The sequence below is a fragment of the Streptomyces sp. NPDC015661 genome (assembly GCF_043077765.1).
Lineage (GTDB): Bacteria > Actinomycetota > Actinomycetes > Streptomycetales > Streptomycetaceae > Streptomyces.
In genome coordinates, this window is sequence record NZ_JBIBST010000006.1 from 352352 (window position 1) to 367887 (window position 15536).

Sequence of the window (15536 nt, forward strand, 5' to 3'; positions counted from 1 at the left end):
CAGGAAGCGAAACGAGACGGAAGGCCGAGCCGCCGCGCGTTGGGCGGCGCAGTACTGGCCCTCGGAGGGGCGCTGATGATCGGTGCGGTGCCGGGTGCGGCAGCCGCGGACGGGCCGCGGCCCGGGTCGGGATCGGCCGCGCGGCGGACCACGCTGCGGCGCGGCTCGGCCGGGCGCGCCGGGCTGCTCGCGCCGCACCTGGACGGGCTCGTCACGGAGGCCGAACGTTTCCTCGGCCCCTCCCCCACACACCCCTGGTACGCGGGCGCCGTGCTGCTCGCCGGGCGGGGCGGGACCGTCGCCCTGCACCGGGCGATCGGCTCGGCCGTGCGGTACGCGGCGTACGACGAGAAGACCGACACGGGGGTCGAGCTGCCGCCGGAGCGGCAGGTCCCGATGACCGAGGAGACCGTCTTCGACCTGGCGTCGGTCTCCAAGCTGTTCACCTCGATCCTGGCGGTGCAGCAGATCGAGCGCGGAGCCCTTGAGTTGGAGGCGAAGGTCACCGCGTACCTGCCGGAGTTCGGCGGGGGCGGCAAGCAGGACGTCACCGTGCGGCAGCTGCTCACCCACACCTCCGGGTTCCGGTCGTGGATCCCGCTCTACCGGGAGCCGACGCGGGAGGGGAAGCTGCGGCTGCTGTGGGCGGAGACCCCGGCGAACCCGCCGGGGACCGCGTACCTCTACTCCGACCTGAACCTGATCTCGCTCCAGCTGATCCTGGAGGAGATCACCGGTCTCGGTCTGGACACCCTGCTCCACGACGAGATCACCGCTCCGCTCGGGATGCACCGCACGCGTTTCAATCCACCGCTCTCCTGGCGGCCGGAGATCGCCGCCACCGAGGACGCGCGGCCGCCCTGGTCCGGCCTCGACCGGGGCATGGTCCGGGGCGAGGTCCACGACGAGAACGCCTACAGCCTCGGTGGCGTCGCCGGCCACGCCGGGGTCTTCTCCCGCGCCTGGGACCTCGCGATCCTCGCCCGCACCCTGCTGAACGGCGGCGCGTACGGCCGGGCCCGGATCCTCTCCCCCGCCTCGGTGGAGCTGATGTTCACCGACTTCAACACCGCCTTCCCCGGCGACGAGCACGGGCTCGGCTTCGAGCTCTACCAGCACTGGTACATGGGCGCGATGGCCACGCCGCGCACGGCCGGGCACACCGGCTTCACCGGCACCAGCCTCGTCCTCGACCCGACGACCGACGCGTTCCTGATCGTGCTCGGCAACTCCGTGCACCCGGTGCGGTCCTGGCGTTCCGGCTCCGCGCCCCGCGTCGCCGTCGCGGACCGCCTCGCGAGAGCCGTGCCGGTGCGGCCGGCCCGGGGCCGCGCGGCCTGGTTCGCGGGGATGGCGAGCGGCACCACCGCGACCCTCACCCTGCCGGAGGTCCCCGGGGCGGCCCGCCTCGCCTGCTCCCTGTGGTGGGACACCGAACCGGGGCCGGACGTCGTGACCCTGGAGGCCTCCCGGGACGGCGCGGCGAGCTGGGAGCCGGTGCCGTTCGTCACCGTACGCCCGGGAGAGGAGCCGGAACCGCACCCGACCGGGGCCGTGAGCGGCTGGTCCGGACGGGTCTGGCACGGGCTCACGGCGGAGGTGCCGGAGCCGGGCGCCCTGCCCGTACGGCTGCGCTGGCGGTACACGACGGACAAGCGGTACGTCGGGCGCGGGGTGTACGTGGACGGGCTGCGGCTCCTGGACGGCGACGGGCGGCCGGTGTTCGACGAGGCGCGTCCGGCGGACGGCTCCCGCGTCGAGTCGGTGGGCTGGACGCGCTCGGCGGACTAGGGAGTGTCCGGGTCGGGGGACTGAGACAGAGGACCGGGTCAGGCCGCGTGGGCCACGGCCGGGCGCTCGGCTGCGGCGAGGAACTCGGCGAGCACCGCGCGGTACCGTTCCGGCTCCTCGACCGTCGGGAGGTGGGCGCTCCACTCGAACACGACCCACTCGGCGCCCCGGATGCCGTCCACGAGCGGACGGACCAGCGCCGGGGTGGCCACGTCGTGGCGGCCCGTCGTGACGAGGACCGGCAGGTCGATCTCGCCGAGCCGGGCGGTGACGTCCCAGTCCCTGAGGTTGCCGGTGAGGTTCCACTCCGTACGGCCCCACAGCGTCTCGTACACGTCCGGGCGGATGCTGGTGAAGGAGCGCACCACGTGTGCGGGCCAGGGGTCCAGGCGGCACATCCACCGCTGGTAGAAGGCCATGGCCGCGGCCTGGTACGCGTCGCTGTCGGTGGTCCCGGCCGCCTCGTGCCGGTCGAGCGTCTCCCGTACGTCCTCGGGCAGGGAGTCCTTCAGACGGCGCGTCTCGGCCTGGTAGGCGGGGGCGTCGGCGATCGGGCCCGCGAGGACAAGCCCGACCAGGCCCGTGGGGCGGGTGAGGACGTACTCCAGGGCGATCTGACTCCCCCAGGAGTGGCCGAGGAGGTGACAGCGGTCGAGGCCGAGGGCCGCGCGCACGGCGGCGACCTCGTCGACGAAGGTGGGCATGACCCACAGGGACGGGTCGTCGGGGTGGTCGGACCTGCCGCAGCCGATCTGGTCGTAGAAGACGACCTGGCGGCTGGTCTCCTCGTACAGCGCGGAGAGGTCGCTCAGATAGTCGTGCGGACAGCCGGGGCCGCCGCCCACGACGAGCAGCGGCAGCAGCCCGCTCCGCCCGGTGCCGACGGTCCGGTACCAGGTGCGGTGTCCGTGGAACGGCACGGTGCCTTCGGTGACGGGCATGATCCGCCTCCTCCTGGGAGCAGCGCCCCTTCCATCATCGGCCCCGCCCGTCCCCCGGGCTCGACGGCCGGGCTCACTCCCCCGGTGCCGCCGCGCCCCGCAGGGCGTCGAGGACCGGGCTGATCAGGGGGTGCTCCTCGGCTCCTCTTCGTACCGCCGCGAAGACCCGGCGGGTGGGGGCGACCCCGTCCACCGGGCGGACCTCGACGCCCGAGAGGTCCATTCCGCGCAAGGCCGAGCGGGGGACGAGGGCCACCCCGGCGGCCGCCGAGGCGAGGGCGGCGACGGCCCGGAAGTCGTCGGAGACATGCGCGAAACGCGGGGCGAACCCGGCGTACTCGCAGGCCAGGACGGTCACGTCGTGGCAGGGGTTGCCGGTGGACTGACCGATCCAGGTGTCCTTGGCGAGGTCGGCGAGCGCGACCCGTTCGTCGCCCGCCAGGGGGTGGCCGGGCGGCAGGACCGCGTCGAACGGCTCGGCGTACAGCGGGACGCGGGTGAGCCGGGCGTCGTCCTCGCCCGGGGCGCCCCGGTACTCGACCGCGACGGCCACGTCCACCTGCCGGTCCAGGACCATGAGCAGGCTCTCGTCGCCCTCCGCGTCGCGGACCCGGACCCGGATGCCGGGCGCGGTGCGGGCGAGGGCGGTGATGGCGGGGGCCACGACGAGCCCGATGCCGGTGGCGAACGCGGCGACCGTGACGGTACCGGCGTCGCCGGAGCCGTAGGCGGCGAGTTCGGCCTCGGCGCGCTCCAGCTGGGCGAGCACGGCGTTGGCGTGGCTGAGCAGGATCTCGCCGGCCGGGGTGAGGCGCGCGCCGCGCGCGCTGCGGTCCACCAGGCGGTGGCCGGTCTCCTGCTCCAGGGCGGCGAGCTGCTGGGAGACGGCGGAGGGGGTGAGATAGAGCGCGGCGGCCGCCGCCGTGACCGTGCGGTGGTCGGCCACCGCACGGAGGATGTGCAACCGCCGCGCTTCGATCATGTCCCCAGTGTCTCAGCCTTCGGACACCGGCCCTGTCCGGGCCGGGTCGGAGGGCCTCAGCCGCGCAGGGCGGCGCGGGCGTCGACGAAGGCGTCCACGGCCCGGTTCACGTCCTCCGTCGAGTGGGCGGCGGAGAGCTGGACGCGGATGCGGGCCTGGCCCTGGGGCACGACCGGGTAGGAGAAGCCGATCACGTACACCCCGCGCTCCAGGAGCAGCTCGGCCATCCGGCCGGCCTCGGCGGCGTCGCCGATCATGACGGGAGCGATGGCGTGGTCGCCGGGGAGGATGTCGAAGCCCTCCTCGGTCATCCGGGAGCGGAACAGCGCCGTGTTGGCGTTGAGGCGCTCACGCAGGTCGCCGGCGGACTCCAGCAGGTCGAGGACCTTGAGGGAGGCGGCGGCGATGACCGGGGCGAGGGTGTTCGAGAAGAGGTACGGGCGGGAGCGCTGGCGCAGCAGGGCGACGATCTCGGCGCGGGCCGCGACATAGCCGCCGGAGGCGCCGCCGAGGGCCTTGCCGAGGGTGCCGGTGATGATGTCGACGCGGTCCATCACGCCGTGCAGCTCGGGGGTGCCGCGGCCGCCGGGGCCGACGAAGCCGACCGCGTGCGAGTCGTCGACCATGACCATGGCGTCGTGGCGCTCGGCCAGGTCGCAGATCTCCTGGAGCGGGGCGACGTAGCCGTCCATGGAGAAGACGCCGTCGGTGACGATCAGCTTGCGCCGGGCGCCGCCCTCCGTGGCCTCCTTGAGCTGCTGCTCCAGGTCGGCCATGTCGCGGTTGGCGTAGCGGAAGCGGCGGGCCTTGGAGAGGCGGATGCCGTCGATGATCGAGGCGTGGTTGAGGGCGTCGGAGATGACGGCGTCCTCGGGGCCGAGGATCGTCTCGAAGACGCCGCCGTTGGCGTCGAAGCAGGAGGAGTAGAGGATCGTGTCCTCCTGGCCGAGGAAGGCCGAGATGCGGGCCTCGAGCTCCTTGTGCACCTCCTGCGTGCCGCAGATGAAGCGGACGGAGGCCATGCCGTAGCCCCAGCGGTCGAGCGCCTCGTGGGCGGCGGCGATCACCTCGGGGTGGTCGGCGAGGCCCAGGTAGTTGTTGGCGCAGAAGTTGAGCACCTCGCCGGGGCGGCCGCCCGCGGTGACCTCGACGGTCGCGGACTGGGGGGTGCCGATGACCCGCTCGGGCTTGTGCAGTCCGGCCTGCTCGATCTCTTCGAGGGTGGCACGGACGGAGTCGCGTACGGAATCGAACATGGGTCAGGCTCCCGTGGTCCAGTCGAGGATGATCTTGCCGCTCTTGCCGGAGGCCGCGTCGTCGAAGGCGGCGTCGAAGTCGCGGTAGTCGTAGCGGCCGGTGATGACCGGGCTGAGGTCGAGGCCGCCCTCCAGGAGCACCGACATCGCGTACCAGGTCTCGAACATCTCGCGGCCGTAGATGCCCTTGATCGTGATCATCGAGGTGACGATCTTCGCCCAGTCGACGGCGAAGTCCTCGGCGGGCAGGCCGAGCATGGCGATCCTGCCGCCGTTGGTCATGTTGGCGACCATGTCGCGCATCGCGTGCGGGTTGCCGGACATCTCCAGGCCGACGTCGAAGCCCTCCTTGAGCCCGAGGGTGCGCTGGCCGTCGGCGATGGTCTGCTCGGCGACGTTGAGGGCGAGCGAGACGCCCGTCTTGCGCGCCAGGGCGAGGCGCTCCTCGCTGACGTCGGTGATGACGACGTTGCGGGCACCGGCGTGCTTGGCGACGGCGGCGGCCATGATGCCGATCGGGCCCGCGCCGGTGACGAGGACGTCCTCGCCGACGAGCGGGAAGGACAGGGCGGTGTGCACGGCGTTGCCGAAGGGGTCGAAGATCGCGGCGACGTCGAGGTCGACGGGCACGCGGTGGACCCACACGTTGGAGGCGGGCAGCGCGACGTACTCGGCGAAGGCGCCGTCGCGGCCGACGCCGAGGCCGACGGTGGCGCGGCAGAGGTGGCGGCGGCCGGCCAGGCAGTTGCGGCACTTGCCGCAGACGAGGTGGCCCTCGCCGCTGACCAGGTCGCCGACGTTGATGTCGGCGACGTCACGGCCGACGGAGACGACCTCGCCGACGAACTCGTGGCCGATCGTCAGCGGGGTGGCGATCGTCTTCTGCGCCCAGCCGTCCCAGGAGCGGATGTGCAGGTCGGTCCCGCAGATACCGGTCCGCTTGACCTTGATGAGGACGTCTCCGGGACCCGTCTCCGGCTCGGGCACGTCCGTGAGCCAGAGTCCCGGCTCCGCGTTCAGCTTGACCAGCGCCTTCAATGCAACGGCTCCCGACGTGCGTGTCCTGTGATGTGGGGGTGCGGGCACGACTGTGTGCCCAAGATCCCTGGAAGAGAATCTTCCGTACGCGAGGCTTTCGGTCCATCGAGGATTTCTTAAGCGCGCTCGCAGATCAGCTTCACACCCCAGGCGGGAAGGCGGCGACGTCAACGGGGCCGAACGGAGAACCCCCTCACCGTCACCGGCCCAGGGCGGCCATCGCCGCGTTGTGTCCGGGGATGCCGCTCACTCCGCCGCCGCGGATCGCGCCCGCTCCGCACAGCAGGACATTGGCGTGCGGGGTCTCGACGCCCCAGCGGCCCCCGTCCTCCTCCGCGTACGGGAAGGAGAGGTCCCGGTGGAAGATGTGGCCGCCGGGCAGCCGGAGTTCGCGTTCGAGGTCGAGCGGGGTCTTCGCCTCGATGCAGGGGCGGCCCTCCGCGTCGAGGGCGAGGCAGTCGGCGATCGGCTCGTCCAGGTGGGCGTCGAGCTGGGCGAGGGTCGCCGCGAGGAGCTTCGCGCGCGTGCCCTCGTTGTCGGCGGCGAACAGCCGGGCGGGGGTGTGCAGGCCGAAGAGCGTGAGGGTCTGGTGGCCCGTCGAAGCCAGTTCCGGACCGAGGATCGTCGGATCGGTCAGGGAGTGGCAGTAGATCTCGGACGGTGGGGCGGACGGCAGCTGCCCGGCCGCCGCCTCGGCGTGGGCGGTGGCCAGCTGTCCGTACCCCTCGGCGATGTGGAAGGTGCCGGCGAAGGCCTCGCGCGGGTCGACGGAGCGGTCGCGGAGCCTCGGCAGCCGGGTCAGCAGCATGTTGACCTTGAGCTGGGCGCCCTCCGGGGCGGGCGGGGGCGCCTCGCCGAGCAGGACGGCGAGCTCCTGCGGGGAGGCGTTGACGAGGACCTGCCCGGCCTCGACGGTGCCTTCGCCGTCGGCGGTCCGGTAGGTGATCGCCGCGCGCTGCCCGTCGGTCTCGATCCGGGTGGCCTCGTGGCCGGTGACGATGTGTGCCCCGGCGGCGCGGGCGGCCTCGGCGAGGGCGTCCGTGAGCGCGCCCATGCCGCCGACGGGCACGTCCCAGTCGCCCGTGCCGCCGCCGATGACGTGGTAGAGGAAGCAGCGGTTCTGCAGGAGCGTCGGGTCGTGGGCGTCGGCGAACGTCCCGATGAGGGCGTCGGTGAGGACCACGCCCCGGACCAGGTCGTCGGCGAAGGTCTTCTCGACCGTGACGCCGAGGGGTTCCTCGAAGAGCATCCGCCAGGTGTCCGCGTCGTCGACGCGGGCGCGCAGTGCGGCCCGGGTCGGCAGGGGTTCGGTGAGGGTGGGGAAGATGCGGCGGGCGGCTTCGCCGGTGCGCCCGTAGAAGGCCTGCCAGGCGTCGTACGCCCGGTCGTCGCCGGTGAGCGCGGCGAAGGAGGCACGGGTGCGCTCGGCTCCGCCGCCGACGAGGAGGCCGCCGTCGCCCTTCGGGGTGTACGAGGAGACGGACCGTTTCCGCACCGCGAACCGCAGCCCGAGCTCCCGCACGATCTTCTCCGGGAGGAGCGAGACCAGGTACGAGTACCGGGAGAGCCGGGCGTCGACCCCGGCGAACGGCCGCGTCGACACGGCCGCCCCGCCGGTGGAGCCGAGGCGCTCGAGGACGAGGACACTGCGGCCGGCACGGGCCAGATAGGCGGCGGTGACGAGCCCGTTGTGCCCTCCTCCGACGACGACGGCGTCGTACGAGCGGGCGGCGGCCTGGGCGTCGGGAAGTCGATCACGGTCGGTCATGGCTCATGCTCACACGTGAGCGGCGACCGGGGAAGACCAGGACCACGCGAATGCCGTCGACATCCTGCGAACCGACGGGGCCGAGTCAATGAGGAACGGCCTGCTTCATTCTTTCCATCTCTTCTTTCAGCCTGTCGATCTCCTGCCTCAGCGTGGCGGCGTCCTGATGCCGACCGGCTTCGTCAAGACATTTCGCGAGGGAAGCGAGCGCCACCACCAGGGCAGCCCACGAGGCCCACATCTTGAGTGCCAGCAATGGTTCGAGAGGGGGAGCCACAGTTCCGAACGCGGCCCCGGGCGTCGAGGCCACAGCATTCACCAAGGCAATACCGGCCGCTATCTTCTGGATCTCGCATGCCATGATGGCGCTCCGGGGGTCGGATTCACATCCCACATCAAGCAGATATTCCGAGTTCGGTCAGGTATCCGTCCGCGTCTTCGTTGACCCCGAAGCGGAACACCAGCGCGAGAGAAGGGAAGTCGGACACGTCGAAGGTGACCTCCACACTCGGAACAGGCCCTTCGAGCACACCCCACGTAGCCGGTCCGACGATCCCGTCGACGACCAGGTCGTGGTCGGATTGAAACTGCCTCACCGCAGCGTCCGTCTTCTTGCCGAAGATTCCGTCCACTTGCCCGACGGGGTAGCCATGGATGATCAGGTCCGATTGCAGGCGGGAAACAGAGGAACCGGTGTCGCCTTTTCTGAGCAGTGGAGGCATCTCGAATCTCCTCGTCGCTTGGTGCACCGTCCGGAAATTCGTCGTCCGATTCCCCCGTCATTGAACGGCACTCAAGTCGAACGTACACCCCGGGGTCCGAAGTCTGCAGTCCAGAATGCCTTTTGCCGTTTCCGGAACGTTTCCAGGGGTGACCGTCACCTGTTTCCGGCTCGTTGACGGGCCGGAGCCTCAGGGCGACAGGGTGGCCGCTCTGAGCAGGAGCGCGGCCGCTTCCGCGTGGCGGCCGAGGCGCTCCAGGCTGTGGGCCTCGTCGTCGAGCGCGGCGAGGGTGTCCGGGTGCGCGGGACCCAGGAGGCGTGTGCGGGCGGCGGCGATCTCCCGGTGGCACTCCAGCGCCTCCTCCCAGCGGTCGAGCCTGCCGAGGGCGACGGCGGTCTCCCACCGGCTGAAGAGCGTGTCCGGATGGTCGGCGCCAAGCACGCGCCGGCGGTCGGCGTGCACGCCCTCGGACTCGGCGAGCGCCTCCGTCCAGCGGCCGAGCCGGCCGAGGTTGACGGCGAGGGCCTGGCGGGCGCGCAGCGTCTCCGGTCCGTCGGGGCCCTGGGCGCGGCTGCGGGCGGCGACGAGGTCGCGGCAGAGGGCGAGGGCGTCCGCGGCCTGGCCGAGCCGGCCGAGACAGACCCCGGTCTCGTAGCGGGCCGCGAGGGTGTCCGGGTGGTCGGGGCCGAGGGCGGCGGCGCGCGCGTCGGCGACCGCGCGGTACTGGACGAGCGCCTCCTCCCCTCGTCCGAGCCGGGTGAGGGTGAACGCCACTTCGTTGCGGGTCACGAGGGTGTCGGGGTGGGCCTCGCCGAGCAGCCGGGACCGGGCCTCCGCGACCTCGAACGCCGTGGTGTACGACTCCTCCAGGCGGCCGAGGCGGCCCAGGGTGTACGCCAGGTTGTGACGGCAGCGCAGGGTGTCGGGGTGGTCCGGGCCCACGGTGCGCTCGCGGGCGGCGAGCACCTCGGCGTACACCTCGTACGCCTCGGCGTGCTGTCCGAGGCGGCCCAGGGCGTAGGCCCGTTCCTGACGGGCCGCCAGGGTGTCGGGATGCTCGTCGCCGAGGACGCGGGCGCGGGCCTCCGCGACCTCGCCGAACACGTGCAGGGCGTCGGCGGGGCGGTCGAGCCGGGCGAGGGCGAAGCCGACCTCGTAACGGCTGGTGAGCGTGTCGGGGTGGTCCTCGCCGAGGGCCCGCGCACGGTCCTGGGCGACGGACCGGTGGACGGACTCTGCCTCTTCCCAGCGGCCGAGCCGGCCGAGGCCCATCCCGGCCCGGAACCGGCCGGCGAGCACCGCGACCAGCTCCGCCGGGGGCGCGGGCGGGGGCGGCGGCGGACCGTCGGGGGCCGCGGTGGTCCACTCGGTGGTGAGGACGGCCGCGGCGGGGTCGTGGGCGGCCGGGCGCGGCCCGGTGAGGGCCGCGGGACGGTGCCCGCCGGTCATCCCCCGGACCCACGCGGGCGCGGGGGCGGTCCCGTCGGCCGCGGATTCCGGCGGGGGAACCGGCATGGGCACCGTCAACGGCAGCGCGGGCGGCGGGAACGAGGGCGCGCCGAAGCGTCCCGAGACGATCCGGCGGCGCAGGTCGCCCGCGTCCTCCGGCCGCTCCTCGGGAACCTTCGCGAGGAGGTCGACGACGATCCGGTCGAAGTAGTCGGGCAGCTCGGCACGGATCGCGCGCGGTGGGGTCGGCACCGTGTCCCGGTGGCCGATGAGGATGGCCCACGAGTCGCCGAGGTCGAAGGGGGGCGCGCCGGTGGCCAGTTCGTACAGCACGCAGCCCAGTGAGTAGAGGTCGCTGCGGTGGTCGATCTCGCCGCCGCCCCCGATCTGCTCGGGGGACATGTAGTGGGGCGTCCCCATGGCGATGCCGGTCCCGGTGAGCTTGGAGGTGAAGCCCATGTCGGCGCCGAGTCGCGCTATCCCGAAGTCGCAGATCTTCACCGTGCCGTCCCGCAGCCGCATGATGTTCGCGGGCTTGAGGTCGCGGTGCACGATCCCCATCCGGTGCGTGTACGCGAGGGCGTCGGCGACCTGGTCGGCGATCTCGACGACGTCCTCGACGGGCAGCGGCTGCTGGTCGTTGGAGACGAGGAGCTGGCTGAGGTTGCGCCCCTCCAGGAGCTCCATGACGAGGAAGAGCACGCCCTCGTCCTCGCCGAAGTCGTGCACGACGGTGATGCCCCGGTGCTGGAGCGCCGCCGCCACCCGGGCCTCGCGGCGGAAGCGCTCGCGCACCACGGTGAGGACCTGCGGGTCCTGCTGCGGTCCGAGCGGTTTGAGGCACTTCACGGCGACACCGCGCCCGAGCGCCTCGTCGGTGGCGCGCCACACCTCGCCCATGCCTCCGCGACCGATGACCTCGTGCAGGCGGTACCGGCCCTGGATCAGTCTGGAGTCCCCCATCGTGTGCTGCCGCCCCCGTCGATTCCGTACTGCCTCCTCGGCTCCTCCAGTATGGCCGCCGGGTCGGACAGTGAATACGGGGCGGGGTACGCGTACGGGTCGGGCCGGGTCTCCGGGCCGAGCCGGTCCATGGCGCGCAGGATGTGCCGGGGCGGCAGGCGCCAGCGCAGGCGGGCGGGGACGCAGCGCAGCAGGTTGGCGGTCGCGACGAGCCGGCGGGTGACGGTCTCCGGTGGCGGGGCGGGGCGGCCGTAGAGCGCCTGGGCGTAGAGGGGCAGAGTGTCGTAGGCGAGTGCGCTGACGCGCCGCCAGATCACCTCGCGCGCCGGGACGAGGACGGGTTTCACCGGCGGGCGGCGCAGGAAGTCGGCGACGGCCCGGGCGTCCGGTCCCGCGGCGAGGCCGGGGCGCACCGCGTCGAAGTAGGCGGCGAGCTCGGCGGTGGAGGCCGGGACGGTGTCCGGGTCGAGGCCGACGAGCCGGGCGGAGGTGCGGTGCTCGTCGACGTACCGGTCGGCCTGGGCGTCGGTGAGCGGGATCCCGGAGCGGCGTGCGACCGAGAGGTACGAGTCGGTCTCGGCGCAGTGGACCCAGAGCAGCAGTTCGGGGTCGTCCACGGCGAGCAGCCGGTGGATCCGCCGCACGCGCGCGCCGGCCGCCTCGGCCGCCTCGCTCGCCCCGTAGCTGAGGGTCCCGACGAAGTCGGCGGTCCGCATCAGCCGGCCCCAGGGGTCCTCCCGGAAACCGCTGTTGATCATGACGCCGCGGACGGCGACGGGGTGCAGCGCCTGGAGCCAGAGGGCACGGACACCGGCGATCCACATCACCGGGTCGCTGTGCAGCTGCCAGGTGACGGAGCGGGGACCGAAGAGCCCGGGGTCGGCATCCTGCCTCATGGCGCTCAGGCTACGCCGGTAGCGGCCCCGGGGAACCGGTCGGAACACGACATCCTCTGCCGAGGGCCGCCCGGCCGGTCGGGCGTCCGGTCAGGCCTCTCGCCGCGCGTCGATCTCCGCGATCAGGGCCTCGACGCGGGTCCTGATCGCGTCCCGGATGGGGCGGACGGCCTCGACGCCCTTGCCGGCCGGGTCCTCCAGGGCCCAGTCGAGGTACTCCTTGCCCGGGAAGACCGGGCAGGCGTCGCCGCAGCCCATGGTGATGACGTAGTCGGAGGCCCGGACGGCCTCGGTGGTGAGGATCTTCGGCGTGGCGGCGGAGATGTCGACGCCGGCCTCCCGCATCGCCTCGACCGCGGCCGGGTTGACCCGGTCACCCGGGATCGAGCCCGCGGAGCGGACCTCGACGCGGTCCCCGGCGAGGTGGTGCAGGAACCCGGCGGCCATCTGGGAGCGGCCGGCGTTGTGCACGCAGACGAAGAGCACGGAGGCGAGCGGAGCGGTCATCGGTTCTTCCTCGGGGGCAGCACGGTCAGGGAGGCATCGACACGGGCGCACACCGGCCTCGGCCGGTGTGAAAGTATCAGCCCATGATGACATCAGTCGACACTGATCTGATGCGGGCGCTCGGAGACCCCCTGCGCCTCCGGATCGTGACCCTGCTCGCCCGCGAGACGCTGTGCACCACCCATCTCGTCGAGGAGACGGGTGCCCGGCAGACCAACCTCTCCAACCATCTGAGGGTCCTGCGCGAGGCCGGGGTCGTCGAGACCGAGCCCTGCGGCCGGTTCACGTACTACCGGCTCAGGCCGGACGTCATCGAAGCCCTCGCCGGGCAGTTCGCCGCCCTGGCGGAGACCGCCCGCAACCACGCCGACACCAGGAGAGCCTGCCCGTGACCGTCACCGAGTCCGCCGTCGGAGGCGTCGCCGTCGCCTCCGCGTCGCCCCGGCCCGCAGCCCATGCCGCCCCGCTCGCCTCCCGCGCCGCCGCCGAGCTGGTCGGCACCGCCGCCCTGGTCGCGATCGTCGTCGGCTCCGGCATCCAGGCCACCGAGCTCACCGACGACGTCGCGCTGCAGCTGCTCGCCAACTCCACCGCCACCGTCTTCGGCCTCGGCGTCCTGATCACCCTGCTCGGACCTGTCTCCGGGGCCCACTTCAACCCGGCCGTCACCCTGGCCGAGTGGTGGACCGCCCGTCGCGGCGGCACCGGCGTGAGCGCCCGCGAGCTCGCCGTCTACGTCCCCTCCCAGATCGTCGGCGCGATCGCGGGTGCCGTGCTCGCGGACGCCATGTTCGGCGAACCGCTGGTGAAGTGGTCCACGCACGACCGCTCGGCGGGCCATCTGCTCCTCGGCGAGGTGGTCGCGACGGCCGGACTCGTCCTGCTGATCTTCGGCCTGGCCCGCACCGACCGTCTCCGTTTCGCGCCCCTCGCGGTCGCCTCTTACATCGGGGCGGCCTACTGGTTCACCTCGTCGACGTCCTTCGCGAACCCCGCCGTGACCATCGGCCGTACCGTCACCGACACCTTCGCGGGCATCGCCCCCGCCTCGGCCCCCGCGTTCATCGGGATGCAGCTGATCGGCGCGGTCGTGGGCCTGGCCCTCGTCGCGGTGGTCTTCGCGCGCGGCAGGGGCACCACCGCGTAACGCCGGGCGGCGCCCCGCACGGGGACGGTGCATGCTCGAATCATGTCCTGCAAGCGTGACGACCGGCCCGCCCGCACGGGCGCCGGGCGAATGGTGCCGGAATGACGTGGCTGCCCGTCCTCGCCGGAGCGGCTCTGATCCTGTTCATCCTGCGGGACGTCTTCCACACCATCTGGCACCCCACCCGGCACGGCGGGCTGAGCAGGCTGGTGATGCGCGGCGTGTGGCGCCTCTCGGCCCATCGCGGGGCGCGGTGGCGGCCCGTCGGTCTGGCCGGGCCGGTGGGCATGATGACGGTCGTCACCATCTGGGCGTTCGTCATCGCCGCCGGCTGGGCGCTCATCTACTGGCCGCACATGCCGGACGACTTCTCGTACGCCACGGGGCTCACGCCCTCCGAGCACGCGGGCCCGGTCGACGCGCTGTACGTCTCCCTCGTCACCCTGGCCACCCTCGGTCTCGGCGACATCGCGCCGGCCTCGGGATGGCTGCGCATGCTCGCCCCGATCGAGGCCCTGGTGGGCTTCGCCCTCCTGTCGGCGACCGTCGCCTGGATCCTCGGCATCTACCCGGCCCTCGCCCGCCGCAGGGCGCTCGCCCTGCGCCTGTCCCACCTGGGCCGCAGCGACGGCACGACCGGGGCCCTCGACTCCGCCGGGGGCGCCGCGATCCTGGACGGTCTCGCCTCGGCGTTCTCGACCGTCACCGTCGACTTCCTGCAGTACGCCGAGTCGTACTACTTCTACGACGGGGACGAGAACATCTCCCTGGCCGGCCGGCTCGACCTCGCCGTCGACCTGACGGAGCGGGCGAAGCACGCCCACCACCCGGACGTCCGGCTCTCCGCCTCGGTCCTGCGCACGGCACTCGACGACCTGGCGACCGTCCTCGACGAGCGCTTCCTGCGCACGGGCGGGCCTCCGGCGAAGGTGTTCAGGGCGTACGCGGCGGACCACCGGCGGCCCTGGGACGGCGCGGACGGTGACGGGGACGACATCCCCTCGACATGATCACTCCGGCGGCACATCCTGACCCCATGGAATTCCTCTGTTACCACCGTGACCGGTCCGGCTCCATGCCCCTGAGGCATGCCCTCATCGAAGCGCACTGGACGTACATGGACGGCTTCGCGAAGGAGCTGATCGCGCGCGGACCGACCTTCGACGCGGCGGGAGAGACGTGCACGGGGAGCGTGCACATCGTGGACCTGCCCGACACCGCCGCGGCCCGGGCGTTCGCCTTCGACGAGCCCAACTACCAGGCCGGGGTGTACCGGGACGTGCTGCTGCGGCGGTGGCGCAACACGCTGGGCCGGACGATGTGGGAGTTCCCCGGCGGCCGCGAGGACGGGAACCGGTACCTGGTGATCGGCCTCGGGGAGGGCGAGCCCGTCGACCTCACCCCGCCGACCGCCCCGGACGGCCAGGACGACCTGATCGCCTACGGCCCCCTGCTCGCGGACGACGGCACGACCTGGGTGGGCACGGCGGCCCTCGTCCGCGCCCCGGACGCGGCGACCGCGGCGGCCGTCCTGCGGACCCCCGACCGGTACGCCGACATCGAGGTCCACAACTGGCCCTTCGGCGGCCGCCCGACCGCGATCTGACCAGCGCCGACCCGCTCCGTCCAGCACGTGAGACCGGCCGAGGAGGACGCCCCCGCCGCGGCTAGGGTGCCCCTGTCCGTGGCCGGTACGCGATGACCGGGCCACCTCTTCCGCCCGATTCCCGCGAGGACGCCCATGTTTACGGTCAACGAGTACTTCGACGGCACGGTCAAGTCGATCGCGTTCACCCAGGAGGAAGGCCCGGCGACCATCGGCGTCATGGCTCCGGGCGAGTACGAGTTCGGCACGGCCGCTCCGGAGACCATGCACGTGGTCAGCGGCGCCCTCACGGTCAAGCTGCCGGGCGCCGCGGAGTGGGAGACCTTCGCCGCCGGGGACCACTTCGAGGTACCCGGCGACAGCAGGTTCCAGCTGAAGGTCACGGTGGAGACCGCCTACCTCTGCGAATACCGCTAGCAGGCCCGGCGGCTTCGGCGGCCCGGAAGCGCCACTGCCGCCGGATTCCCCGG

At 72.8% G+C, this 15536-nt stretch carries 16 protein-coding genes; 6 read left to right on the forward strand and 10 right to left on the reverse strand.

Translation table 11 applies throughout. The annotated features are described in order from the left end of the window. The first annotated feature begins 75 nt into the window (after positions 1-75). Positions 76-1791 carry a serine hydrolase domain-containing protein gene (locus tag ACF07V_RS18605; RefSeq protein ID WP_392155346.1) on the forward strand — a complete coding sequence of 572 codons (1716 nt, stop codon included), beginning with the start codon at positions 76-78 and terminating at the stop codon, positions 1789-1791. Between the two features lie 38 nt (positions 1792-1829). On the opposite strand, the gene ACF07V_RS18610 is transcribed toward ACF07V_RS18605, so the two are convergent. The 10 genes from ACF07V_RS18610 to ACF07V_RS18655 form a co-directional block, all read right to left on the reverse strand. Then, on the reverse strand, positions 1830-2732 hold the full coding sequence (locus tag ACF07V_RS18610) for a proline iminopeptidase-family hydrolase (RefSeq protein WP_392155347.1): 903 nt from the start codon (positions 2730-2732) through the stop codon (positions 1830-1832). 73 nt (positions 2733-2805) lie between these two features. After that, positions 2806-3714: a LysR family transcriptional regulator gene (locus ACF07V_RS18615; RefSeq protein ID WP_392155349.1), complete on the reverse strand. Its 909-nt coding sequence runs from the start codon at positions 3712-3714 to the stop codon at positions 2806-2808. A 56-nt stretch (positions 3715-3770) separates the two neighbouring features. Further along, positions 3771-4970 carry a glycine C-acetyltransferase gene (locus ACF07V_RS18620; protein WP_392155351.1) on the reverse strand — a complete coding sequence of 400 codons (1200 nt, stop codon included), beginning with the start codon at positions 4968-4970 and terminating at the stop codon, positions 3771-3773. 3 nt (positions 4971-4973) lie between these two features. Then, entirely contained in the window at positions 4974-6008 is a 1035-nt protein-coding gene (gene tdh / locus ACF07V_RS18625; protein ID WP_392155353.1) for an L-threonine 3-dehydrogenase, read from the reverse strand. 199 nt (positions 6009-6207) lie between these two features. Next, a complete protein-coding gene (locus tag ACF07V_RS18630) occupies positions 6208-7776 on the reverse strand; it encodes a phytoene desaturase family protein (protein ID WP_392155354.1) in 1569 nt (522 codons plus the stop codon). Positions 7777-7861: 85 nt separating this feature from the next. Next, complete coding sequence (locus ACF07V_RS18635; RefSeq protein ID WP_392155356.1) at positions 7862-8137, reverse strand: hypothetical protein; 276 nt, start codon at positions 8135-8137, stop codon at positions 7862-7864. A 34-nt stretch (positions 8138-8171) separates the two neighbouring features. After that, positions 8172-8498, reverse strand: a complete 327-nt coding sequence (locus ACF07V_RS18640) for a peptidoglycan-binding protein (RefSeq protein WP_392155358.1) — start codon at positions 8496-8498, stop codon at positions 8172-8174. Positions 8499-8687: 189 nt separating this feature from the next. Continuing rightward, positions 8688-10910: a tetratricopeptide repeat protein gene (locus ACF07V_RS18645; RefSeq protein WP_392155359.1), complete on the reverse strand. Its 2223-nt coding sequence runs from the start codon at positions 10908-10910 to the stop codon at positions 8688-8690. Further along, positions 10892-11806 carry an oxygenase MpaB family protein gene (locus tag ACF07V_RS18650; protein WP_392155361.1) on the reverse strand — a complete coding sequence of 305 codons (915 nt, stop codon included), beginning with the start codon at positions 11804-11806 and terminating at the stop codon, positions 10892-10894. The genes ACF07V_RS18645 and ACF07V_RS18650 overlap by 19 nt, the downstream gene beginning before the upstream one ends. Positions 11807-11896: 90 nt before the next feature. Continuing rightward, on the reverse strand, positions 11897-12313 hold the full coding sequence (locus ACF07V_RS18655) for an arsenate reductase ArsC (RefSeq protein WP_392155362.1): 417 nt from the start codon (positions 12311-12313) through the stop codon (positions 11897-11899). Between the two features lie 83 nt (positions 12314-12396). Between ACF07V_RS18655 and ACF07V_RS18660 the strand changes: the two genes are divergently transcribed. The 5 genes from ACF07V_RS18660 (at position 12397) to ACF07V_RS18680 (ending at position 15483) form a co-directional block, all read left to right on the forward strand. Beyond that, a complete protein-coding gene (locus tag ACF07V_RS18660; protein ID WP_392155363.1) occupies positions 12397-12705 on the forward strand; it encodes an ArsR/SmtB family transcription factor in 309 nt (102 codons plus the stop codon). Beyond that, positions 12702-13460 carry an aquaporin gene (locus ACF07V_RS18665; protein WP_392155364.1) on the forward strand — a complete coding sequence of 253 codons (759 nt, stop codon included), beginning with the start codon at positions 12702-12704 and terminating at the stop codon, positions 13458-13460. Before ACF07V_RS18660 ends, ACF07V_RS18665 begins: the two co-directional genes overlap by 4 nt. A gap of 101 nt (positions 13461-13561) precedes the next feature. Next, complete coding sequence (locus ACF07V_RS18670; protein ID WP_392155365.1) at positions 13562-14470, forward strand: potassium channel family protein; 909 nt, start codon at positions 13562-13564, stop codon at positions 14468-14470. A gap of 26 nt (positions 14471-14496) precedes the next feature. Continuing rightward, on the forward strand, positions 14497-15066 hold the full coding sequence (locus ACF07V_RS18675) for a YciI family protein (protein ID WP_392155366.1): 570 nt from the start codon (positions 14497-14499) through the stop codon (positions 15064-15066). A 135-nt stretch (positions 15067-15201) separates the two neighbouring features. Continuing rightward, the gene (locus tag ACF07V_RS18680; RefSeq protein ID WP_392155368.1) at positions 15202-15483 is read left to right on the forward strand and encodes a pyrimidine/purine nucleoside phosphorylase; all 282 of its coding nucleotides are present in this window, start codon (positions 15202-15204) and stop codon (positions 15481-15483) included. Positions 15484-15536: the final 53 nt, after the last annotated feature.